This window comes from Gillisia mitskevichiae (genome assembly GCF_003634585.1).
Taxonomy (GTDB): domain Bacteria; phylum Bacteroidota; class Bacteroidia; order Flavobacteriales; family Flavobacteriaceae; genus Gillisia; species Gillisia mitskevichiae.
The window spans coordinates 256,921-280,794 of sequence record NZ_RBLG01000004.1 but is presented as its reverse complement, the minus strand read 5'-3'; the positions used below and the strand labels follow the sequence as shown (position 1 = coordinate 280,794).

The window sequence follows — 23,874 nt, the reverse complement described above, 5'->3', positions numbered from 1 at the left end:
GTTTAATTAAGATTTTAGTTAATCGGCAGTACAATATAAAAGTCTTTCCTATTTTTGAATAGAATAAATTTTCATGAAAAATCTTCTTTACGCAATCCTTTCCGGGATATTACTTGCCTTTGCCTGGCCTACTTACGGTTTTCCATTATTGTTGTTTTTTGGTTTTGTACCGCTCTTATATCTAGAATACAAATTAAGATCTTCTAGCGGCAAATCCATAAAACTAAAAGTACTAGGTTACGGGTACCTCTCTTTCTTTATCTGGAATTTGATCACTACGTATTGGTTATATTTTTCCACTCCGTTCGGAGGAGCTTTTGCCATTTCAGTGAATTCACTTTTAATGGCATTGGTTTTCTTACTCTATCATATAGTTGCCAAAAGAACCAATTTCAAGGCATCTTCTGCCTTTCTAATTTGTTTATGGATCGTTTTCGAAAGATTACATTTAAATTGGGAATTCTCATGGCCATGGCTAAACTTAGGGAATGGATTTTCAAATTATATAAACTGGGTACAGTGGTATGAGTATACTGGAACTTTCGGCGGTAGTTTATGGGTATGGTTAGTAAACATAGCTATTTTTAAATCTTTATTACTTTATAAAGAACATGGAAAAAAAGAAATTTTAATTCGAAGTTCAATAAAGATCAGTTTAATGATTATTCTTCCTATCGCTTTATCTTATTTAATTTTGGCTAATTATACGGAAGGGAAGGATAAAATTGAAGTGGTAATACTTCAGCCAAACATAAACCCCTATACTGAAAAATATAACACTACAGATACTAGGATTGGAGAGTTACTAGTAGAACTCAGTGATTCATTAGCTACTGAAAAAACAGATCTATTGATAGCCCCTGAAACCGTATTTGCAGATGGAACCGCACTGTCTCAGTTTCCACGTTCAGAAGCTATTTATTTTGGGGATCAATTAATAAAAAGAAACCCTAACCTCAATTTTTTAAGTGGAATTTCCATGTTTGAAAGATTCAATGATCCAAAAAAAGTAGGGAAACAAAGTAATTACATTGGACCCAATGATTGGTACAACGACTATAATTCAGCATTCTTTATGAATTCTGAAAGTGAACCAGAATTATATCATAAATCCAAACTAGTAGTTGGCGTGGAGAATTTTCCCTATCAAGATATTTTGAAACCAATTCTTGGGAATATTATGATAGACCTTGGAGGGACAGTTGCAATGAAAACCACGCAAGAGAACCGCGAAGTCTTTCAACTGAAAAGGGATCAGAATACAGCTCCAATTATTTGTTATGAATCTGTTTATGGAGAATATGTAACGGGCTATGTAAAGAACGGCGCAAATTTCCTTACAATTATAACAAATGATGCTTGGTGGGGTAATACACAAGGGCATAAACAACATTTAAGCTATGCTAGTTTAAGAGCGGTGGAAACCAGAAGATCTGTTGTTAGAAGTGCCAATACTGGGATTTCAGCATTTATAAATGAAACAGGGCAGGTGACAAAAAGTTTGGGTTATGCAAAGCAGGGAAGTATAAAAAGTGAGATCACAATAAATGACAAACAGACTTTTTACGTGAAATATGGAGATTATATTGCAAGGATCTCTCAGTTTCTAGCATTATTTCTGTTCTTATTTTCTGTAGTAAAATATAAGCGGAATCGATAATAATCCCATCCCCAGACCTTCCCGAAGGGAAGGGAGCAATGAATGATTCATAAAACTAATATTTAAAGTCCTCCCCTTTGGGGAAGATATAGGAGGTGATTACTGTCCTCTAAAAAATAGGATCGTACTAAATGTTTTTAAGAGAATATTTAGATCTAAAAATAATCCTCTATGCTTAATGTAATAAAGATCGTATTGTAATTTTTCAAGGCTATCTGTATAACTAGAGCCATAATTCGCCATTACTTGCGCCCAGCCTGTTAAACCAGGTTTTACAATATGTCTTGTTTTATAAAATGGGAGTGTTTTAGAAAGTTCCTTAACGAATACTGGTCTCTCGGGTCTAGGCCCAATAATACTCATTTCACCTTTTAAGATGTTTAGAAATTGAGGAAATTCATCTAATCTGGCTCTTCTTAAAAATAATCCAAAAGGGGTTATTCTATTATCACCTTTTTCCGACCATTGGGGACCATTTATTTCAGCATCCTTCAGCATTGTTCTGAATTTGATGATCTTAAATTTTTTAGCATTTTTACCTACTCTATCCTGGGTATAGAATAAGCTACCTCTATTAGCTATAAAATTGATGAGATATACAATTGGAATTAAAACTAAGCATATCAAAAGGCCAATTATTGACATAAAAACGTCAAAAACTCTAAGAAAAAAGAGGTAGAACTTATTATGATTACTTCGGCTAAACAGAAAAAATTTATAAAAGTCCTTTCCTATATGTTGAACGGGCACCCTGTAGGTTAAATTCTCATATACCTGAGTATAATCTTTAATTGGAAAGCCCTGAATAAGCAAGCTGTTTAGATCCTTCAATAAAGATGCAGTTACATTTTTGGAGCGAGCACTAGAACTGGCTACCACAATTTCATTTAAGTTTTCATCTTCAATTATAGACTTTAAATGAGAAGCCTCAAACTGCTGTAACTCGGAAGAAATAAGTTGCTCTGTCTTTTCCCCAGTATTAATATAACCAATAATCACATAATTAGGATCTGATTTCTGGAGCGCCTCCACCATCAAGTTCAATTCTGCTATATCCCCTATTAACAGCGCTTTTTTATAGAATCTGGGAGATGAAATGAGCGTGATATAAGCGAACCTCCAAATTAATAAGGCTCCCACCATAGAGAGATAGAAAAATAGGATCTGTAATCTATTTGCGGGTAAGCTAGGTGTAAAATATGGAGTAAGCATAAAAAACAGCACTGTTGCAGATACTGTTAAGATCACATTTTTTAATACAATTTCAAATTTACTCGCTTTTTGTAGATCATATAACTCGAAGATACTGGAGAAAATAACCAGATAAATTATTAATACTAATGTCCAAGCCCAGTAGTTCGATGAGATCCTAAAATAATCAAACTCAAAGATAACACTCACCAAGGTTAATGTAAAGAGTACCCAGAATATGTCCATTATCCTTAACAGAACTTTTCGTTCTGAAATATCAAAATGAATTATTGATTTTTGAGCCATATTCTATAGGGGGAGCTTAGGTTCGGGTTGATTTCAATCTAAATATAAAAATTTTCAAGCTAGTAACTCCTTCCAATCCTCTTTAATCTTGTGCCAATCAAAATTCAGTACTTTTTCACGCGCTCTTCCTGTAATTTTCCTAGTACTCTCAGGATTCTGTACTATCCAATCTACCCAAGAAGAAATTTCATGTGGAGCTTGTTTATTTATGAGTAAACCATCTACGGAATGTTCGATCAAAAAAGGCATTCCGCCCACATTAGTAGTGATAATGGGTAATCCCAAAGCCATTGCTTCAATAACGCTTAAAGGACTGTTGTCTATATTCGAGGTGTTTAAAAATATATCAAAATTAGAAGCCAGCCGAGTCCATTCTTTTTTATTAAGCTTCCCCGTAAATGTTACGGGAAGTTTGTTGTTATCCACATATTGCTTACAAGTTTCCAAACAGCCATCCTTATCGGGACCAACCATACACAATTCGGCATAAGGATATTTCCTTAAAACCAACTCTAAAGATTTTATAGCCATCAATGGATTATAAATTTCATTAAAAGCCCTAACCCAAAGCAATTTTGGTTGAAATTGATCTCTAGCTTTAAAAATATAATTTTTTATAAAAATTGGGTTTGGAATATGATCTACTTTATGGTAACCTAAATTGATAACTTCATTCTTATAATAAATTGAAGGTGCAACTATATGATGTGCGTTCTTAAGTAATTTATTTACTGCATAGGTAGAATTTTCAAATCTATACTTAAGATTCCCACCATGTAAAATTGGGACATATTTTTTTCTGAAAAGTCTGGCCAGCCGAGCAATAATAATAGCATACCAGAAATTCTGTGTGCTATAAACATCTATTAATATGATTTTGAACTTATTAAGATTTATAAGAAAGCAAAAAACCATATCTGCCAATCTCAGATATTTATTTTTTAAGCTTGATGCAGAATAAATATGAAAACCTTCAGATTCTAATGCTTTCGCTAGGGATTTATGAGATGTTGGATTTGCATTGGGATCTGATAGTTTGTTACCTATATATAAAATAGATCTTCCCATCAATTAAGCAATTCATTCCAATTATCTTTTATCTTTTCCCAATCAAAATTTGAAACTTTTTCTCGGGCATTTTTGGTCATTTGTGAAGTTCCCTCCTGATCTTTCAATAAAGATTTAATAGCCAACACCATAGAGCTTTCATCCTTCCATGGAACTAAAACCCCATTTTCATGGTTATCTATTAGGTCTTTCATCCCCCCCACATCTGTTGAGACTATTGCCAATCCAAGTGCCATTGCTTCAATCACACTTATGGGAGTATTATCTATATTGGTAGAGTTCAAAAAGATATCATAGTCTTCAGACACTTTTGCCCATTCTTTTTTCTTGAGCTTCCCGGTAAAGATCACTTTTAAATCGTGGTTTTCTGCATATTCTTTACATTTCTGAAGCGATCCATCTTTCTCCGGTCCGACCATACAAAGTTCTGCTAAGGGAAATTCTTTTTTAAGTTGCTCCAATACCTTTATAGCCATCATAGGATTATACCTCCCTTGAAATCGCCGTACCCACAACATTTTAGGGGCAAAACTATTACGTTCTTTAAAGGGAAATTTATTGAGCTCTATCGCGTTTGGAATTATCTGTAAATTGTTAAAACCAGCCTTATTAAATATTCTATAGAGAAATTGTGAAGGTGCCACATTCATTTTTGCTTTTCCAAACAGGGTATCACTAAAGGCTTTAGACTCTTCTAATCTAGTGGGCAAATTTCCTCCATGAAGAATTGGAATATAATCCAGCTTATAAAATTGGCAAGCTTTCGCAACCAGGTATGCATAATAGAAGTTCAAAGCCCCGTAAGTATCAATAAGAACAATGTCTGTAGATTTATGATATTTCATTATCATCCCCAGCATTTCCACTAAGCGCAATGCTTTATTATTCTTATTGGAAGCAGTTCTCACAGCGTATCCCTCCTTCTTTAGCACTTTGCTAAAAAAGGAAATATAAGTAGCAGTAAAGCTGTTAATAGCTAAGTCGTTTCCTATGTACAGGAGGTTTTTTCTCATCAACGATATATAATAAAGCTAAGCCATAAACAAAGGCCGGCAAGGCAATTCGCATTGCAGAATGGTTAATAGTTAAAAACCAAAAAGCCATAAATGCTAAAAAGTAATAATTATTTTTAAACTTGGTCCAAAATACAATCGGGACAAATATAAGAATAAGTAAGGCAATCACTCCAAACATTCCATGTTCAGATAATAAGCGGCTAATTTCATTGTGTGTATTAATTTCAATCCCTAAGTTTTTCTCTCTGTATTCCCTTCCCATTCCAACACCTATTCCCAATAAAGGATTATAATAAAAGGCATGCAATTCGGTTTCAATAAGTTCCACCCTTCCGGTTGTAATATCACTTTTTAGTTCTCCTGCAGCATTTTCACTTTTATATCTATTTTCAATTAGTCCAAAAGTTTTAAAAGAGGAATAGAACCAAATTAATATTAAAGCCGCAAAAAGCATAAATATTTTTGAGTTCATTCTCCCAACTTCTCTGGAATTTTGTTTATAATAAAATATTATTATGAAGGCAATCATACATATTATAGCTGTAATTACCCCACCTCTGGAAAATGTAATAACAGCCCTATACCCCATCATCCCTAATAATATAAAGTCCAAAATATTAACAAGCCTATTTTTTATAACGAATAATCTCGTAACTAGTAGAAATGCACCCATCCCCAAAACAGTGGAGATTTGGTTGGGACCATATCCTCCTGTCGCCGCATAATTCCCAGACAAACTTATTATACCTTCCTTTAATGAGGGAGTATATAAATATAGATAGAACATTTGTGCGAGTAGTGGCATAAGCAGCATGACTACGACTCTTTCAAAATCCTTTCTTTTAATTTTTTTATAATAGCAATATAATGCCGAGACTCCAATAGTAACAGGTCCACTTAAATTAAAAGCAATAAGCTTTCTAAATTCAATCTCATAAGTCCCTGCAAAAGAGGCCACAATAATTCCGGGAATAAGAAACAAAAGATAGGTCCAAAAAGGAACTGTTTTAGATGAGGTCCCTTTAAAAAACATTCCAATAACCATAAATATGATGACAGAATATTTTCCGGTCTCATAAAAAACCATTCCATCTGTCATTCTAAAGAACACCTCCGCCCCGGCAATATAAGCCGCTGCCATAAGCGCTTCGTTATTTCTGTTTTCGTTTTGTATTATAATAAAAGTGAAATATAGCAAAACTCCAAAAAGTATCATCCCTGACATCGGCCTATATAAATAAATAGCTACAGCCATCACAATATGCAATAGCAGTATTTCTATATAGGAAAAACTTTTAGGCTGATTTATCATATTTAATTATGATCATTAATAACTTCTGAATAAAAACCTATTATCTCCTTTGCAACACATTCTTCCGAATAATTAGAAAGAACATGTAAGTTTAATTTTTTTGCGTCAAAAATTCTTTCTTGTTTATTTTTATAATAAAACAAAATTTCATCTGCAAGCATTTTTGGTTGTTTGGGTGACACCAATTTACCATTCCCATTTATCAATTCCTCACATTGCCCAACATTAGTTGTGACCACAGCAATGCCGGAAATACCATATTCCAAAATCGCTAACGGAAGCCCTTCAGATATTGATGAAAGCACCCCTAGATCACAATTTTCTAAATAGTCTATAACATTTTTTTGACTACCATAATAAAAGATTTTATCCTTAAATGATGGATTATTTATCTTGTCAATTATTTTTTTAGAGTAAGTAGTTTGAGGATCATTTCCTATTAAATGCAGGCTCATATTGTAATTAGATACTAAAATTTCGAATGCATTAAGAAGATTTATATGGTCTTTTTGTGGTCGTAAATTAGCAACACAAATAATTTTAAAGGCAGATGGATCCCCTTTAATTATTATCCCCATAGAATTCTCAGAATTAGCATTTATAAAGTTATTTACTTTAATGACTTTTTTACAATGTAAAAATTGAAGGCTCCAAATTTTCAATTTAGCATTCACCGATATAACACCGTCAAAATGTTTAGAACAGTATTTTAAAATAGTAGATTTTCTTTCATTTAAGAATTCACTGTTTCCATAATGATCATGCCAAATTAACTTAACCGAAGGATAAGAGATCTTTATAAACGTGGCTAAAAAATAAGAAGTACCATGTGCATGCAGAATATCAATTTTATGTTCCTTTATATAATTCCTAAGATTTAAAATCGCTTTAATATCGAAGGTGCTTTTCTTATCCAAAAAAATATAAAAAACTCCTAAAGCGATTCGATCCTTTAGTAGCCCCTCTTTTCTTGTAACACAAATATGAGAGTCAAAATTATTCTTATATAGCAAATTAGCGTAATTAACAGCCATCCGTTCAGCGCCACCCGGATCTAAAGAATCTATAATTTGCAGTACTTTCATATTAGGTTGGTAATTTCCTTCTCAAATTTTTCCAAAGTAAATTGTCTAGACCAAGTTAAAGCTCTTTTCGACACATCATCCAACTTCTTTTCATCTTTTAAATAAGAGAGTACGCTTAATCCCGCTTTATCAAGTTCTGGCTCTATAAGGATTCCCTGCTCTCCATGATCTAGCATATAAGGCACACATGAAACAGAAGTTGCAATAGGAATACACCCAAAAAACATAGCTTCAGCAATCGCTTTTGGCCAGCCTTCAGATTGTGATGCCAAGATTAAAAAATGGGAAGCTTTATATACTCCTTTCAGTTCTTCCAGCTTGCAATTCCCCATAAGCCTGACAAAGGGATCCAGATTTTTTGTGGCTATATATTCCTGCAATTCGTTTTTAAGCACCCCACTTCCGTAGATCTCAAGTTTTACCGGAATGCCCTTTCCCATTAAGAATTCTATCAGTTTAATGGCAAACAAAGGTCGTTTTCCCGGGCTCAAACTCCCCACGAAAATGAATTTAAATGGGAAAATAAAATCTTTGTTAGGCAAGCCTTTTTCCGTTTCCGAAAAAGATGCCGTAAAAAAAGGCAGGATATTTTTTGATTGCTCCGGCCAATCTCCATAAACCAATACCTTTATATTCCTGCTGAGGAAAATATTTCTTAAGATCCACTTTTGAAATCTATAGCTCCAGGGCTGTTTTGAATTTGGATCCCAGTTCCCTGCATATTTTACTGTTTTAGGTTTATTTGGAAAAAGTATCTGAATAAAACATGCTATTAAACCTATATTCCCCGGACAACGTAAATGGATATGGTCTGCTTCTTTCATAGCTTTGAAAATAACATAACAAACTCTCGGGAATTTTATCAGGCTTCGGATTATTTCCCTAAAATTTAAAAAAGAGATTCCCGGAATTTTCAGGAAGGCAATCTTAGGATGTACGTAAGGAGTTTCAATTGTATTTGGAATTGACAAGATTTTGGGAGCCAATACAATAACTTCATCTGCATTACTTAGCCAAATATTCATTTCCCTAATATAGGGTTCATAAGAGTAATAAGACTTGTTATGTTCTTTGTGAAGTATATAGGTTATAATGGCAAATTTCATCTTTGCAGTAAATTCCAGTTTCTTAATTAAATATCGATCTGAACTAATTATCTGATTTTTCTATGATTCAGCTTCAATCCTTTTTCTGCATCAACATTGTTAAATGCATGCACTTGAACATATCGGGATCAGAATCCCTAGATTTTTCCCAATCTTCCAAGTGCCATTTTTTTCCTATAGCCAATTTCTTTTCCGCCGACAAAGGAAGAAAATTAACTATAAAAAGCCATTTTGCTTTGCCTAGCATTGCCCTTCGTTCCTTTATTTTAAAGGAAGTTTCAAATTGATAATAAACCTTCTTTGAGAATGGCCATTCCCAGTCCTTATCAGATTGAAAGGGCCTGTAAATTGTTCTTAACAGCTTTATTGGCAGACTTGTTTGCAATGGATCATTGCTAATAATAGTTCCTTTAGTATTTAGCTTTTCCTTTAATCTGTTAATCAATTGCTCTACATCCTTAAAATGATGAAGGACGCCATACGCATAAATGAGATCAAAATCCTTTTCGGTAAATTCTTCAGAAAGAAAGTCGATTGCAAAAGCATTCGCTTGTTCTATATTCTTTAATCTGTTTCTAAGATGCGAAATTCCTTTTTCACTTAGATCTATCGCTATATACTCTTTAGAGTTTTTCGCCAGATACATTGACAGGGAATTTCCTTCATAACAGCCTAGGTCCAATACTTTTTTATTGGATAAATCTCCACACCATTCAAGATGAAGTTGATGAATCTGTTTTTCTACCCCTATACTTTTTCTGACTTCCCGAAGAATCCCATTTCGCAGGGAATACCAAATTTTAGTGGCAAAATTTTTTCTCTTTTTATCATAGAAATCTTTTTGGCGCTTGTTCGTTTCTAAAGTTTCATGAGAGTTCATTGAATCGCGATCATTTTTTATGACTATATAAAAAAGGTGTTATTTTAAAATTTAGGCTTATCATAGATCAAACTCCACCATCCCACAATTCTACCTAAACTTTCAGTTATGGCTTCTTTTTTTCGATTGGTATTGATCACATTTCCAATCCGCACTAAAGTTAACAAAAAAGCAATGCTATGCCATTTTAGTTGAGCTTTAATATTTCGATTTGGATATTTAACGCGCCAAACATACCAACCGTTTCTCACTACCATTTTTCCGTAATTGAATCGGTTTGGCCTACCTGCCTCCTCGTGGTAATGAAATAATTTGGCATCTGTATTAACGTATAGCTGACCAATTTTGGAGCTTCGTAGGCAAAAATCCATATCCTCATAAAGTCCGTAGCCCTCAAAATAGGTGGAAAAACCTATTTTTTCAAATAATTCTTTCCGGTAAGAGGCCACTCCGCCCATAAAGAATTCCACAGGGTATGTTTTGTCGGAAGGCGGTAAAAAACCTATGGACAAGCCATTGGAAAATTCGGGCATAAATCCAGGTGGTTTGTTACTTAACAAACCAATTCTTTTACGGAGCAAGTTTCGGCTTCCCAATTTGCGAACATAGCCATCCATTTCAAATTCGTTATGTTCTATTGCATTCCCTAAGGGATTTGTTCTCCATTTCACCTCATCAATAATTGCACCTCCTACTCCAAGAGCATTAGGGTTTTGGGAATAAGTACTGATCAAATTTTTAAAATACTCCGGCGTTAATACTATATCATCATCCAAAAAACAAATAATTTCAGAGGACTCAGCTACATTCTGGATTCCAAAATTTCGTTGCTTTGTCAATCCTCTTCTTTCAACCCCAACTTTAAAGTATTTTAACCCGGTGTAAAATTTTCCTCGCAATGCATCTTTACTGCTGTCATTGGGAGAACTGTCAATTATTAAAATTTCATTTGGAACCAACAACTGTTCCTGCACAGATTCCATTAATTTGATCAAAGCGGCAGGTCTTTGGTAGGTGCAAATAATTAAACTAAACTTCATCTATCTCTTCTCTTAGGGATTTTATTAGGTCAATTTCCATATTCAAACTTGCAGCATTCATTATATCAATATTCGCGAAGGGCCAATGATTTAATTCTTTACGTTGAACAGATTGGTTTAAAATACTTTTAAAAAACTCTTCTCCCAAGTGGTTGATTTTAAAATAATCCTTTAAATTTTTTTCCATATCCGGAAGTTGATATGCTCCTGCCCAATCAATTGATTTAAAAAGTCTGTAGCGGTTTCCTGCATTTTTACCTTTCATCATTCTTTTTATCAAATAACCATCAATTTTAGAACGAATTCCCCATACAGGAAATTTAATCAAGTCAGGGAAATATTGAGGAACAAGAGGTGCCTGGTTGGTTGGAACTTTATTGAATTTTATCAATTCCTTTGATTCCTTAAAAAGTTTTTTCGCAAAGCGGTAATTAAGCCTTAGATTCGGATGGATATTGCTTGTGTTTCTCAGTATCTGTATAGACATCGCCGGACTAAAAGCACGGTAACTAAAGCTTGAAATTTGCAATTGTTTTGCTAAGCGCATTCGGGTATAGGTGTACCAGGAGAATAGTTCATCATAGAGTTCAGCATAAGGCAATTTATGAGCTTCTATTCTGGAAAAAAGCTCTTCAAGATCCTCTTTCACCGCTTGATTCAATTCTTTCGAAGAAATCTTAAAATCCATTCTGTTCAATCTAATTTTTCCATAATAGATCAAATACCGGCTAAGTATCTTAGATTTCCAAGCTTCAAAATTTTCTGGAGTTGATTTTTCAAACTGATAATCCTTTTTTAGAAGATAATATTTGATAAAATTTTCCTGTCTGAAATTCCTTGAAGAATATTTAAGGATATTTCTCCCGGGCAGTGCCTCGCAAAGTTCCCCTAAAAGCATTGGAACAACAGGTTGTGCCTTCACATTTTCCATGATTTCCAACCAGGAGCAAATTTGAACAGCTTCTGTTTGAAGCGTGTATTTCTTTAAAACTTCATAAGAAGGAAAGTAAAGATCCGGTTGATAAAAGTTGCTAAAACCTGCCTTTTTTATTTTGGCGAGTCTGGAAGCGATCTTTGTTTCATAATTTACCTTTGCTCCAAAAGTCAAACAGCTTATTTTTTTATCTGAAGGAATTGCTCCTAAGACTACCCTACTGTCTATTCCTCCACTCAGAGCTACTTTAACTTCTTCCTGATCAATTAAACAGAGTGTTACTTCTTTCTTAAATGCTTCCCAATACTTTTTATGTAGTTGATGTTTTTGATCTGGAGAAGATATATCCTGAAACAGGGAATTATCGTATTTTGTTTCCAGCTTTTCTCCGAACTTATCCAATTTTAAATATTGCCCCGGCAACAGCCGCTTACAATCTTTTAAAATTGTCCTGGCACCTATATTAGAAAAATCCTGCCCAATCGATCTTTGCAAAATCCCAACTTCATCAAATTCACAACCGGAAATTAGGGCCATCAAAATAATGCTGTTAGAAACATAAAAACCTTCTTTGTTTTTTAAATAATAAACCGGATAAAGCCCTATCAAATCATTACAAATCGTAATTTCAAGGGATTTCATATCGATAATTGTCGTAGAAAATGAGCCGGTTATATGTTCCGGAAGCGGCCATCCGGCAATTATTTGTTCAATAGCTCTTTCGGTATGTATATGGCTATTTGGACTGTCACAATTTAAATCCCTTAGATATCCATCTGTAATGCTGGTATGAGATTCAGTTTCCAAAATTTCGACTCCTTTTTCTGAAAGTAAGTTTAATGGCCCTATACTTTTGCTCCTTAAATCAAAGGGAGATTTCGTATAAATATCTTTGCCGATGGAAATATTGCTTAGAAGGAATTTCATTGAAGTGCAACGATAAGTTAATTATTTAGAAATATAAACTATTAAAATAATAATTGAGTATTTTTCTCCTGAACCTTTCTTCTTAATTCTTGATCTATAGCTCTTGGTTCCTGGCTCTTTGATTTCTAATTAATCTTCACTATTTTTTTTTGCCACGAATGCACGAATATTTTTTCTCTTTTCTCTCTTCTCTATTTTATTTCATCACTACCCATTCACTCCTCCTTCATCGACTTCTCCACCCACAACTCGCTTTTTTTCCAGCGCAATCTCATTGATTTTGCATAAGTCAGGGGATTTTTAACCGATTGTTTATTATAATACTTTAAAAATAAAGAAGTTTTAAAACCTCTGATTTGCTTTATATTATAATAGTTAAGGGCAAAAGCCATTAAAGTGGGCGAAGGCTTGGGCAATGGTTCTTCCTGTTCCCAGGCCAATATTCGTTTTTCACGGAGGCCTCCCATGGGTGCTTTTAAGTGCAGAATTTCAATTTCAGGATGGTAAATGATATCACAACCTAAATTTCGTAACTGCATCCCAAAATCGGCATCCTCCCCATAGCCGTGTTCATAAATGGAGGAAAAAGCGCATTGTTTGGCAAAAGCACTATTAACAATACTGGTTCCAGAACCAAAACTGCCCCATTGTTTTATTTTTTTGAAAATTGTTTTTTCGCCTTTTTGTTTACAGTTCATATTGATTGAAGACACTCCCAATCTGTTCATTTCCGTTAAAGCTCTCTCCAATAGATCAGGCTCAAAACGAATATCATCATCAGCAAAAAAGATCCAATCTGACTCTACTTCTTTCAAAGCTATATTTCGTGCATTACAGGCACCGGTTTGATGAATAAAATGATGTGTTATTTCAAAAGGCCAAGTTTTGGAATACAGTTCAGGTAATTCTGAAAGGGAATTCACATCTGGATTTTGTTCCACCACAATTACCCTCTTTGGAAGCAGACCTTGAAGGCTCAGGTCCTCCATTACCTGCAGCAGGTATTTTGACCGACCCATGGTAGGGATAATTACATCTAGGGAATCAGAAGTTTCTGGAATTTTCTTGGATTGAATCCCAATTGCCGACAGATCTATCTTTTGTAAAAAGGACTTTTCCTCTAAAAACGCCTGCAAAAAAGCTTTGAGTGGAAATTTGTTTTCATATTTCAAGTAACACCAAAACAAAACTGAAAGCCAAATTGTGTTGTAATATTTATATATAAAGGAAAATAACTGGCTTGAAGTCGCTGTGGCTTTAGGTTTATTATCTGAGGTCCGGTTCACCAATCCGGGAGCAGAATAACAAAAAAGTCCGTTTTGCTGACCAAACTTAGTGATGGAATTCAACAAAAAATCAAAGTCTTTTATTCCTTCAAAAAGCGATTTGAATTTTAGAAGGGTTTTCCCCTTACTACCTCCTACATCACTGCTCATTTGCCAAGTTGCATACAAAACTTTTCTGTTTACATTTACGAATGGCAATTGGTCTATATAGCCAATACTATCAGAGAAGAATTTGTTTTCAATGGCAAATGAAGCCATGATACGATCATGGTGAAATATCTGCGACCATTGCACAATATTTAGATCGTCACAATATTTTTCCTCACACCAAGCTATGATCTCTTCTGGGAATTTTTCTGCCAGATCCCAAAAGGCGCAAGTTAAATCACTCTGATTACAATTCACAGTATCTCCCGAGGTGTTTTTAACTTCGATAATCTTTTTTCCACTTATGTGAATTATAAGGATCAATGGATCATAGCTTTATAAAATTCAATATTTCTTTTTATAAGAACGTCAGAAGAAAAATATTGCTTCACTTGCTCTCTAGCACTTTTACCCATATTCTTTCTTAGGTCATAATCGTTTAACAGTCGATGAATTTTTTTGGCAAAATCCATATGATCATTTGGATCAATCATATAGCCTGTTTCTCCATTAATCATCATTTCATTTGCCCATCCAATATTGGATGTTACCATTGCCTTTTCCATGGCCATAGCTTCTAGCCATGTCATGGGGAAGGCTTCAGCAAAGCTAGGTAGAACTACTACCTCTACTTTAGCAATTTCCTTTGATATTTTATCATAGGGCACTTCGGCCAAATGAATTACATCTTCCCTATATTTATTTTCAATTAGGTCCATTACCATTTGAAGGGTAGATCTATTTTCCTTTACATCTATACTATCTTTTCCTAATAAGGTAAGAACAGTATTAGGAGCCATTTTTTTCAAAACATTAAAGCTGGCTGCTAATTCTAAAACCCCTTTTTTTCTAATAATCGTTCCAAAATATAGAATAGATTGTGGCTTCTGTTCAAGATTTAATGGTCTAAAATCATTAGCATTAACTCCATTATAAATGGTTTGAATATTCTTTTTAAGATTAAAGATCTCCTTGGTCTTTTTACCTGTAAAGAAACTAGCGCTAATAATAGAATCAGCATTATTCAAAGCGTTTTTTTCAAACCATCGATTTTTCCATTTCTGTTTTCTTCCTTCAAGATCACAAAAATAGGCGTCGCTTCCATTACAACGTATCACCAAAGGAGCTTTGAAGTTCATAAATGCGGTAATTCCCGTCCAATCCGGGGCTTCTAAAAGATCTATGTTTGTTTTACTTACAATTGCATTAATTGTGTTCTGAAATTTAATCCTCGTAACATACCATGTAAATCCGGGAAACCTTAAAGTTTTTAAAAAGTAAAAATGAATATTATTTTCAATAAAATCCTTTTCAATAGAGGTTCCTAAAATAAAAACTGAAACCCTGATGTTTTCATTTATTAAATTGTCGGCCAGGTTTTTAATACTAGTCCCCAGCCCACCAGACCCAGGCAGCTCGAGATGGGGATATTCCGGCGTTATGAAACCAATATGCATATTAAATTATTTCTTCTATTGCGTTCCAAATGCGTTCATTCGCATTTGAAACCGGGTGCTCATTAATAATTTCAAACCATTTTTTTGCATTCCCTAATACCTCCGAATTATCACCTTCTAATCCTGTTTTGATAACCGATTCAATTTCTCCTACTTCATTGATCCATAAAGCGGAATTCCTAGAGGGCATAGATTTAAAATGAACGTATCTGTAAATACTTCTGGTGTCCTTAATCCATTCAATCTCTTCAGGATTATAATTTATATAAGCACAGGGCTTTCCATAGCTGATATAATCGAAAACCATAGAGGAAGCCACATTAACTACCATAAAGGTATGTTGAATTATATTGGATTGTAATTTTAGGTCCTTCCTGGTTGGAAGAATAGCATCCCATCCATCAGAAATTTTAACCCAAAGTGGTTCTATAGGCACTATTATATCTTCAAATTCTGCTAAAACCGAATCATACCTTTTCGAGAGGTCAACTGGAGATCTTCTAAATATAATCCCCAAATTATAGCCTTCAGAATTCATTCTGGAAACAGCCTTGGCTGTATGCAACAGATAAAGTTCATCATGTGGGGCTGTAGTGATATCGTCTCCAGAATAACATAAATATTGCCTTTTACTTTCTAAATTAAAATCCTGATAGAACTTCTCCTTTTCAATCTTGGTTTTTTCAAGAAAATGAACTTCAAATTGAGGAGTTCCTGTAATTTTTATTTGAGAATTCTGAATTTGAGGATAATATTTCAGCAACTCGTTTTTCATATACCCACTCCAAACAAAATAATGATCTGCATTTACTACCATAGTTGCTTTTGGCAGATTGTCCCATGAAAAAATAAATGTAGCAGTAGGAATCTCCAAGTCCTTTGCAGCTAATAAAGGTGCTAAAGCTTTTATTGGTCTTTGGTTGGTACAAAATACAAAATCAGGATTCTGTTCAATTAAAGTGTTTTTGCAATCATTATAAAGATCATTGCCTCTTTCTGAATTTTGCAGTTTTGTTTGAAGCCTTTGCAGACCTTTTCCTCTACTAAAAGAATCGGTAAATTGCTTTACCAGAATATTTTTAAAGGCATTCTTTAATCCACTGCCTTTATTAATAAATTTATATTCCTGAAATACCGGATCTTTAAATTTTTCGCTGAAATAATTTAACTCAGTATTAATTTTCGCTCGTTTATAAAGATCCGTAATTGCCCTAGGTTTTCCGCTAATTTTAATCTCTTTAAAACCGAGCGCTTTTAGATCAAATGGGGTTTGATTCCAAAAAATTATATCCCACCCATTTTTTTTACCTATTTCCACAAAGGAGGTAAATGCGAAATTTCGAAGCCCTACTCCATCAGGTATTAAAATAAATATTTTTTTGGATTTCAAATCTAGGTGTAGGTTAAGTGAGTAATTTCAAAGATAGAAATTTAACATGATTTTAAATTCCTTTACATACTTCAAAATAAATTCTTCCAATTATTAATTAGGGAAAAGCAAAGAGAAATTCACCCATTGCCAAATATGAAAACTACTACTATTTTCACCTTCTAAATAAGATTGCCATTCCTTTTCTATTTCCTCGTGGTTGAACCAACTGGAATATTGAGAATTTGCTAAGCTTTTTAATTGTTCTTCTACCCAAACTTTAAGCTCCATTCCCAGCCATTCTCTTTGTGGGGTCTGAAGTGGTCTTTTGGGTGTGTAAGAGATTTCTTTTGGAACTAAATCCTTTATAATTTCCCTTAATAAGAATTTATGTGTGTTTCCGTTTATCTTAAAATGTTTGGGTTGAGCAACTGCGAATTCAACTAATCTATGATCTAAAAAGGGCTCCCTTAATTCTGTACTATGAGCCATAGAGATCCTGTCATTAAAACGAAGAGCTCTGGGGATCTTGGTATGAAATAAATCCCGATATTGTTTATTTCTTAACGGATCCTTGAATGGCCTTGGATAGTTAGTTTTATCAATGTTATCTCTTAATATCTGGGATAAACAATTCATTTTAAAGGGAGAGATCTTTGGATCTAATCCTTGAATAACTGCATCATTTTCTGTAGCATAATAATCATATCCCGCCCATTGTTCATCCATTCCTTGTCCATCTAATAATACTAAAATATCCCTATTTCTCGCATCTTCAAAGATCTTGGAATAGGCCAAAGTTGGAACCCCTCCAAAAGGTTCATCCTCATAAAAACTTATATGTTTTGAGAGTAAAGGAACTTCTTGGGGTACCAGTTTCACTAAATTTAAAGGATTGGTGGTAAGAGATATCATTTTTTTTACCCAAAAAAGCTCATCATATCTCTCATCTCCAGTATAAAAAGTAAATGCCTGAATGTGCTTATTATTCTGTGATTTGTTTACCAACGCAAGTAATAAGGAACTATCTACCCCTCCACTTAAATTAAATCCCACAGGCACATCTGCTCTGAATCTTAATGAAATACTATTCTGAAGCAATTCTAAATAGGTTTTTTTTGTCTCCTCGAGATCACCTGAAATTTCGATCTTTTTTACATTTTCGGCAAAATGATACCACTTTGTTAAAGTAAAATCTCCCTCTGAATAATTTAAATAATGCCCGGCAGGTAGTTGAAAAATCTCCTCAAAAAAAGTTTCATTTGGTTCTCCGTAAGTTCCATATGCAAAATAATTTGCCCAAACTTTCGAACTAGGGATATCATTATTTAAACCTGATCTCAAAGTCTTTATTTCACTGGCGAAAGTAAGCTGAGAATCTTTTAAAGAATAGTAGAAAGGTTTTACTCCAAAACGGTCTCTGGCCGCGAATAATACTTTTTCCAATGAATCCCATATTGCAAACGAAAACATTCCATTTAACTTGTTTAAACAGTCTTTTCCATAAACGAGATATGCCGCTAATAAAACCTCTGTATCCGAATTGGTCTTAAAATCATATTCAAACCTTAATTCCTCTTTTAACTCAAGGTAGTTATAGATCTCACCATTAAAGCTTAAAATGAAGCGTTCGGAAGGATCTAAAAATGGCTGATTAGAACCAGGACTCAAATCTATAATTGAAAGTCTGTTATGCCCGAGAATGGCAAACCCGGGATCTTCATAAATCCCGGTATTATCAGGTCCTCTATGGGATTGTAATTCCAGCATTTTCAAGAAATCCTTTCTAGAAAAATCAGAAGATATTATCCCTGCTATCCCACACATTATTTCATAGTATTTAATATGGATTCCGCCTTTTCCCAATCGGATGGAGTATCTATGTTTACATAAGGAGAATCTGTTGTATCTATAAATCCTATATTCTTGCCATATAAGGAGTTTTGATTAAGGATCATTGAGGTTTTGGTGAGGTAAATTGCCCCATCTCTAAAATATGCCTTTGGGAGTTCTTGTCTTCTAGTTATAATTTCCTTTTCCCCAGTCGCTATGCTTAATCTACCCTCCTTCTCTTCAAAGATCCAATGCGGATTATACTCATGAGGTACTTCACGTACACTAACCAAAGAATCCGGACTATCTGAAATGAACTTTTGGATAGCTTTATCTATTAATTCACTCTCCCTAAATGGAGTTGTAGGTTGTAATAAGCAAACAGCATCAAATGACTCTCCTTTATCTTTAAAATATTGTAAGGCATGCTTAACAACTTCCAAGCTAGTGGTAGTATCCTGAGCCAGGTTATCCGGTCGTTTAAAAGGCACTTCCAATCCAAGCCCCTTTGCTACTTCTATAATCTCTTCGTCATCACTGCTCAAAATCACTTTTGTTAGCAATTTGGAATTTCTAGCACTTTCACATGTATATTGCAGTAATGGCTTTTCACCAAGCGGCAGAATGTTTTTTCTCTTAAGACCCTTGCTACCACCTCGAGCAGGTATGATTCCCAGTATTTTCAATATTAAATATTTTGAATTATTGGTTTTTTTATATCTCGTTTATTCTTTTGATCTAAATAATCAGCTATAATACCTTCGTCAAATTTATTATAAATGTCTCCAAGAACCATTGAGGTAAGATCCTTAATTCTACAAATTCTCCCATTTCCTTTCTGCAGAACGGGTTTTATTTCTTGCTTTTCAAGCTTCTTAAGTATTTCTGGGAGCATTAAACCTGCTTCCCGTATAACTTTATTGCCAATTGAATGTAAATTGTCTTCAACTACAATTTTTGGTCTCATTTGATTTAAAATCCCACCTGCATCTACCTTAGGTGTTGCAATATGAAATGTTGCACCAATACATTCCGGTTCATTATAATGATATGGGAATAAATTAGTGGCAGAACCCTTATAATATGGAGATAATCCCAAATGTAGATTGATAAATCTATTTGGAAACTCTTTTAGTAAAGATTCGGATATGATAGAGGTTCCAAAGAGAACTATATAATCTGGGTTAGCATCCTTTAGTAAATTTTCTGTGTTAGGTGAATTGATGCCTTTAAAAGGAAGTTCTTTTATGGCGATATTTTCAGGGAAATTATAAGTTCCGAAAAAATCCATTTCAGAGGCTGTTCTTTTCTTAAAATGATCCTCAATAAATTCTTTATCTACCAGATCATATTTGGAGGTATCGGTAATTGAATTCGCCTTCTCTTCTGTAATGATCAAGTTTAAATCAAGTTCCTTACTAAGGCAATTCGCGATGTATTTATGCCTAAAACTATTACTTGTTAGTAGAACTACTTTCATTTTTATACCATTTCCTGAATGCAGGTTTCTCGAAGATAGTCTTTGTTTTAAATAAATCAGATTTACCCATGGGTAAATCATTACAATCAAATCTACTTAATAAGTAAGGAGCAGTCCCAATATCATTGTTTACCGCACGTTCCATAGTGAAACCAAGTTCAAAATTATTCAATTCTACAAGTTCAGATATCCCTGAACACGCCTCATAAGAACCATATGGGTAACTTATAATATCAGCAGGTTTTGAAAATCTGTTTAGAAAGAATTCTTGCGTTTTCTTCAGCTCTGTATCTAATTCATTTAAAGACAATTTTCCAAGAGGAATATGATTATGGGAATGTGAACCCAAATTACCATTATTGAATAATGTTTTTAACATTTCATCCTCAAAATACAGGGATTTTGCTACTTCTTTTTCATCATAATTTTCATTGAAAATTGGGTCTATCAATTCAAATTGTTCTAAATGAGTCAATTTAAAATTCAGTAAATATTTAAGCTTGGCTGTTTCATCATCATCATAATTATAATGCACTAATGCTTTGTGCTGCTCTGTTTCACTCAATTTTAATTTAAATGTTTTATTAATTAACTGAAGCAGTTCCGAAGAAGGAATCTCAGACCTCAACATATGGATCTTATGAACCAAAGAAACCTTTCTATCTTCGTAATTGGCCGTATTAATAAAAAAAATATATGGAATACCCAATCGATCTAAAATAGGTTTTGCTAAAGTATATTGTTCTTTGAGACCATCATCGAAGGTTATTAATATATAATTCTTAGTAAATGCCCTCTCTTTATTAGCTAACAACTCTTCCTGGGAAATAAAATCCCCCTGCTTGGATAAAGCTATTAATTGTTGCTCAAATACCTTTGGAGTAAGGCCAAATATACTTGGGTATTTGGCTGAAAAATCATCTCTTATATAGTGATAGTTTGCAACTGCAAGCATATTAATAGGTGATTGTTTTAGAAAACTCTAATTTTTCTGTAGCCAAAATTTCGGCTATTTGTTCTCCTGCAGATCCATTCCCATAAATTTCTGAAGAACTGTAAAATCCGTTGGAGATCGCTTTTTTAGTGGCTAGAATTATTTCGTTGGAAATACAATTAACATCAACAACGTTTGTAGCTCTTAATCTTCTATTTTGTCTGCTCCCTATATTAATAACCGGGATTCCAAGATAGGCACATTCTCGAATTCCTGTACTGGAATTTCCGACCAAGGCTTTAGAGTATTTAATTAAACGCAAAAAATCCAAAGGCTCCATATTTTTAAAAAAATGAATGTTCTCCGGTTTTTCTATCTCTCTAAATGCACGAATCCCATTCGAGGTACCATCTGAACCTGCATCTACATTTGGCCAAAACCAAAAAGCCGGATAATTTAATTCTTTAATAGCTTTAAGCGTTTCTGTTATCTGGATCTTAGCATTCTTATACTCGGTTGTTACCGGATGTTGCATTACCACAATGTATCCGTCCAGCCAATTTAAATTAGAGCCAACCCCACCATATTTATCGATAGGATTAAAATTAAGCTTAGTTTCAGAATTTATTTGTTTTGCAAGATCAATAGAAGGGCAACCCGTATTAATTACTTTTTCAGGATTCTCCCCAAGTCTAATAACTCTTTGCTTGGCATCTTCACTGGAAACTAAATGTAGGTCTGCTAACTTTGTATTCGCATGCCTAACTTTTTCATCTATACTCCCGGTCACCTCTCCGCCTTGGATATGTATTAGTGGTATGTTTTGATAAGCCGCCGCAATAGAGGTCGCAATGGTCTCGAATCTGTCGGCTATAGTGACTACTGCATCTGGTTTTAAATTATAAAAAACATTGGTTAATTCCATCACACCAATTCCTGTTGTCTTGGCCATAGTAGTAGGATTCTCTCCTTCTAAAACCATGAACACCTTGGCAGTGATCTTAAAACCGTCCTTCTCGATAAAATCTACCGCATTTCCATATCTATCCAAAAGTGCGGAGCCTGCAATCACTAATTGAAGCTCTAATTCCGGATGATCTTGAATGGCAGTTAGCGCCGTCTTAATCCTACTGTAGGAAGGACGAGCCGTTACAACGACACAAATTCTACGTTTTATATTATTCATGAAAAGTAATCTCTTTTTAAATATTTTACTTTCATTTTTCCCTTAATTAACATCCAATGTAAATATTGAAAGGTGGTTGGATTTGTAAATATAAGCTTAATACCTCCACGGAATTCTGAAGGATCTTTCTTTGAATACTTCCCATTTTTAAGAATGGATACCATAGGGGCAAATCTGGAATTTGGGAAAATAGACTTTACAACTTCTACCTGATCACTTCTGTCACCTTCTATTACTACAATTGCATTTTCACTACAGCTACTACTTATATCCTTTAAAAGAGCTTCTTTTCCATCTACAATTATTAGATCGAAATTTTGATCCTTTGGTAATTTTGAAAAGTCTGAATATATTGAGATCTCATTATATAATTTTTCTAAATTCCCGGGGAGCACCGCTAAACAAAAATCATTATTCTCTGTACCCGTACATTTTAAAGTTGATGATGTTAGCTCGGCGTATTTTAAAATACTACCGGAAATTGTGCCTATCCCAACCCCAATCTCTAATATCCTCTTTAATTTATATTTTCTTATTAATTCAAGAATTTTTAAAAGCGCAAACTCACTTGCAATATATTCACTACCTACCACCTTAGAATATTTAATATACTGATGATTAGAAAAATAGATGAGATTCATAACCCTATTCTTCTAAATCCGTGAAATTCAAAAAGCTCCATTGCTCTATTGATTTGGTTAATTTTTTACCAATAACCTTTTTAAATTTCGAAGCATCTATTCCAAACCCTTTCGGTTTTTTAGCTTCTAGATCCTCATATTTTATAATATGATCTGCGGGAAGATCTTTATTAACGGATAAAGACTTTTCGAAAATATTCTTAAGCTCTAAAAATCGTGAATTATCTCCCTTGTCGATAGGGCTATTTAAAGCGAGGGAAATACTTTTCACGGCACTTACAAGTGTTTTTATCTCCTCAATTTCCAGGGAGGAAGAAGCATCCGGGCCTTTGCTGTTTCTATCAAAAACAGCATGAAATTCCAAGATCTCAGCTCCCAAAGCAGCTGCAGCAATACAGGTTTCTATTTTAGCAGAATGATCTGAATAACCAATCGTTACTGAATAGCGGTTTCTCATTTCAGAAATCACATTCAAACCATAATTCTCGGGCACTGTAGGATAAGAAGTAGTGCACTGTAAAATTGAAAAATCAACATTTCTTTCTTGAAGGAATTTAACGGTTTCATCCAATTCTGAATAGGAACTCATTCCTGAAGATAAAATAAGTGGCTTTCCTGTATTTGCTATTTTTTCTAATAACAAAAAGTTAGTTACTTCTCCAGAGCCTATTTTATATTGTTTAACCCCAACTTCTTCCAATAGATCTACCGCAGCATTACTAAAAGGGGAAGCTAAAAATTCCATGTTAAGTTGCTCGCATCTTTCTTTTAAACTTTTCCATTCCTCTAATGAAAATTGCATGCGTTTCCAATAATCATATCTTGATTTATCAATGGAGAATTTAATCCTAAAAGGTTCATGGATACTGCTTTCAGCCTCAGCAATATGAACCTGAAATTTAACAGCATCAACCCCGGTTTTTGCAAGCTCATCAATATATTTAAATGCCAGTTCCAGACTACCTTCATGAGCTTGTGCTATTTCAGCTATTATTAATATATCTTTCATATATTAT

The 23,874-nt window shown here is 34.0% G+C and carries 20 protein-coding genes; 1 reads left to right on the top strand and 19 read right to left on the bottom strand.

Annotation, left to right across the window (positions count from 1 at the left end):
- Positions 1–73 precede the first annotated feature (73 nt).
- Positions 74–1,660: an apolipoprotein N-acyltransferase gene (gene lnt / locus BC962_RS13925; RefSeq protein ID WP_121346622.1), complete on the top strand. Its 1,587-nt coding sequence runs from the start codon at positions 74–76 to the stop codon at positions 1,658–1,660.
- 99 nt (positions 1,661–1,759) lie between these two features.
- Here lnt and BC962_RS13920 read toward each other — a convergent pair whose 3' ends face one another.
- From BC962_RS13920 to BC962_RS13830, 19 genes are all read right to left on the bottom strand, one after another.
- A complete protein-coding gene (locus BC962_RS13920) occupies positions 1,760–3,157 on the bottom strand; it encodes a sugar transferase (RefSeq protein WP_121346621.1) in 1,398 nt (465 codons plus the stop codon).
- 54 nt (positions 3,158–3,211) lie between these two features.
- Positions 3,212–4,225 carry a glycosyltransferase family 4 protein gene (locus BC962_RS13915; RefSeq protein WP_121346620.1) on the bottom strand — a complete coding sequence of 338 codons (1,014 nt, stop codon included), beginning with the start codon at positions 4,223–4,225 and terminating at the stop codon, positions 3,212–3,214.
- Positions 4,225–5,238 (bottom strand): glycosyltransferase family 4 protein, encoded by a 1,014-nt coding sequence (locus BC962_RS13910; protein ID WP_121346619.1) that lies wholly within the window; start codon positions 5,236–5,238, stop codon positions 4,225–4,227. Before BC962_RS13910 ends, BC962_RS13915 begins: the two co-directional genes overlap by 1 nt.
- Positions 5,195–6,553: an O-antigen ligase family protein gene (locus BC962_RS13905; protein ID WP_121346618.1), complete on the bottom strand. Its 1,359-nt coding sequence runs from the start codon at positions 6,551–6,553 to the stop codon at positions 5,195–5,197. Before BC962_RS13905 ends, BC962_RS13910 begins: the two co-directional genes overlap by 44 nt.
- 2 nt (positions 6,554–6,555) lie before the next feature.
- Positions 6,556–7,638: a glycosyltransferase gene (locus tag BC962_RS13900; protein WP_121346617.1), complete on the bottom strand. Its 1,083-nt coding sequence runs from the start codon at positions 7,636–7,638 to the stop codon at positions 6,556–6,558.
- Positions 7,635–8,744 (bottom strand): glycosyltransferase family 4 protein, encoded by a 1,110-nt coding sequence (locus BC962_RS13895; protein ID WP_121346616.1) that lies wholly within the window; start codon positions 8,742–8,744, stop codon positions 7,635–7,637. Before BC962_RS13895 ends, BC962_RS13900 begins: the two co-directional genes overlap by 4 nt.
- Before the next feature lie 73 nt (positions 8,745–8,817).
- The gene (locus tag BC962_RS13890; protein ID WP_121346615.1) at positions 8,818–9,624 is read right to left on the bottom strand and encodes a class I SAM-dependent methyltransferase; all 807 of its coding nucleotides are present in this window, start codon (positions 9,622–9,624) and stop codon (positions 8,818–8,820) included.
- Between the two features lie 44 nt (positions 9,625–9,668).
- Positions 9,669–10,664, bottom strand: a complete 996-nt coding sequence (locus BC962_RS13885; protein WP_121346614.1) for a glycosyltransferase family 2 protein — start codon at positions 10,662–10,664, stop codon at positions 9,669–9,671.
- A complete protein-coding gene (locus BC962_RS13880) occupies positions 10,654–12,525 on the bottom strand; it encodes an asparagine synthetase B family protein (RefSeq protein WP_121346613.1) in 1,872 nt (623 codons plus the stop codon). The genes BC962_RS13885 and BC962_RS13880 overlap by 11 nt, the downstream gene beginning before the upstream one ends.
- Before the next feature lie 215 nt (positions 12,526–12,740).
- Positions 12,741–14,282 (bottom strand): glycosyltransferase family 2 protein, encoded by a 1,542-nt coding sequence (locus BC962_RS13875; protein WP_121346612.1) that lies wholly within the window; start codon positions 14,280–14,282, stop codon positions 12,741–12,743.
- Positions 14,279–15,415: a glycosyltransferase family 4 protein gene (locus BC962_RS13870; RefSeq protein WP_121346611.1), complete on the bottom strand. Its 1,137-nt coding sequence runs from the start codon at positions 15,413–15,415 to the stop codon at positions 14,279–14,281. The genes BC962_RS13875 and BC962_RS13870 overlap by 4 nt, the downstream gene beginning before the upstream one ends.
- 1 nt (position 15,416) lies before the next feature.
- Positions 15,417–16,805 carry a UDP-glycosyltransferase gene (locus BC962_RS13865; RefSeq protein WP_121346610.1) on the bottom strand — a complete coding sequence of 463 codons (1,389 nt, stop codon included), beginning with the start codon at positions 16,803–16,805 and terminating at the stop codon, positions 15,417–15,419.
- A 93-nt stretch (positions 16,806–16,898) separates the two neighbouring features.
- Positions 16,899–18,650 carry an asparagine synthase (glutamine-hydrolyzing) gene (gene asnB / locus BC962_RS13860; RefSeq protein ID WP_245984214.1) on the bottom strand — a complete coding sequence of 584 codons (1,752 nt, stop codon included), beginning with the start codon at positions 18,648–18,650 and terminating at the stop codon, positions 16,899–16,901.
- Entirely contained in the window at positions 18,611–19,303 is a 693-nt protein-coding gene (locus BC962_RS13855) for an acylneuraminate cytidylyltransferase family protein (RefSeq protein WP_121346608.1), read from the bottom strand. Before BC962_RS13855 ends, asnB begins: the two co-directional genes overlap by 40 nt.
- A 2-nt stretch (positions 19,304–19,305) precedes the next feature.
- Positions 19,306–20,097, bottom strand: a complete 792-nt coding sequence (locus BC962_RS13850; protein WP_183075517.1) for a formyltransferase family protein — start codon at positions 20,095–20,097, stop codon at positions 19,306–19,308.
- On the bottom strand, positions 20,072–21,052 hold the full coding sequence (locus BC962_RS13845) for a polysaccharide deacetylase family protein (protein WP_121346606.1): 981 nt from the start codon (positions 21,050–21,052) through the stop codon (positions 20,072–20,074). The genes BC962_RS13850 and BC962_RS13845 overlap by 26 nt, the downstream gene beginning before the upstream one ends.
- A 1-nt stretch (position 21,053) precedes the next feature.
- Positions 21,054–22,217 carry a UDP-N-acetylglucosamine 2-epimerase gene (gene neuC / locus BC962_RS13840; protein ID WP_121346605.1) on the bottom strand — a complete coding sequence of 388 codons (1,164 nt, stop codon included), beginning with the start codon at positions 22,215–22,217 and terminating at the stop codon, positions 21,054–21,056.
- On the bottom strand, positions 22,214–22,858 hold the full coding sequence (locus BC962_RS13835) for a class I SAM-dependent methyltransferase (protein WP_121346604.1): 645 nt from the start codon (positions 22,856–22,858) through the stop codon (positions 22,214–22,216). The genes neuC and BC962_RS13835 overlap by 4 nt, the downstream gene beginning before the upstream one ends.
- Before the next feature lie 4 nt (positions 22,859–22,862).
- Positions 22,863–23,867: an N-acetylneuraminate synthase family protein gene (locus BC962_RS13830; RefSeq protein WP_121346603.1), complete on the bottom strand. Its 1,005-nt coding sequence runs from the start codon at positions 23,865–23,867 to the stop codon at positions 22,863–22,865.
- Between the last annotated feature and the right edge of the window lie 7 nt (positions 23,868–23,874).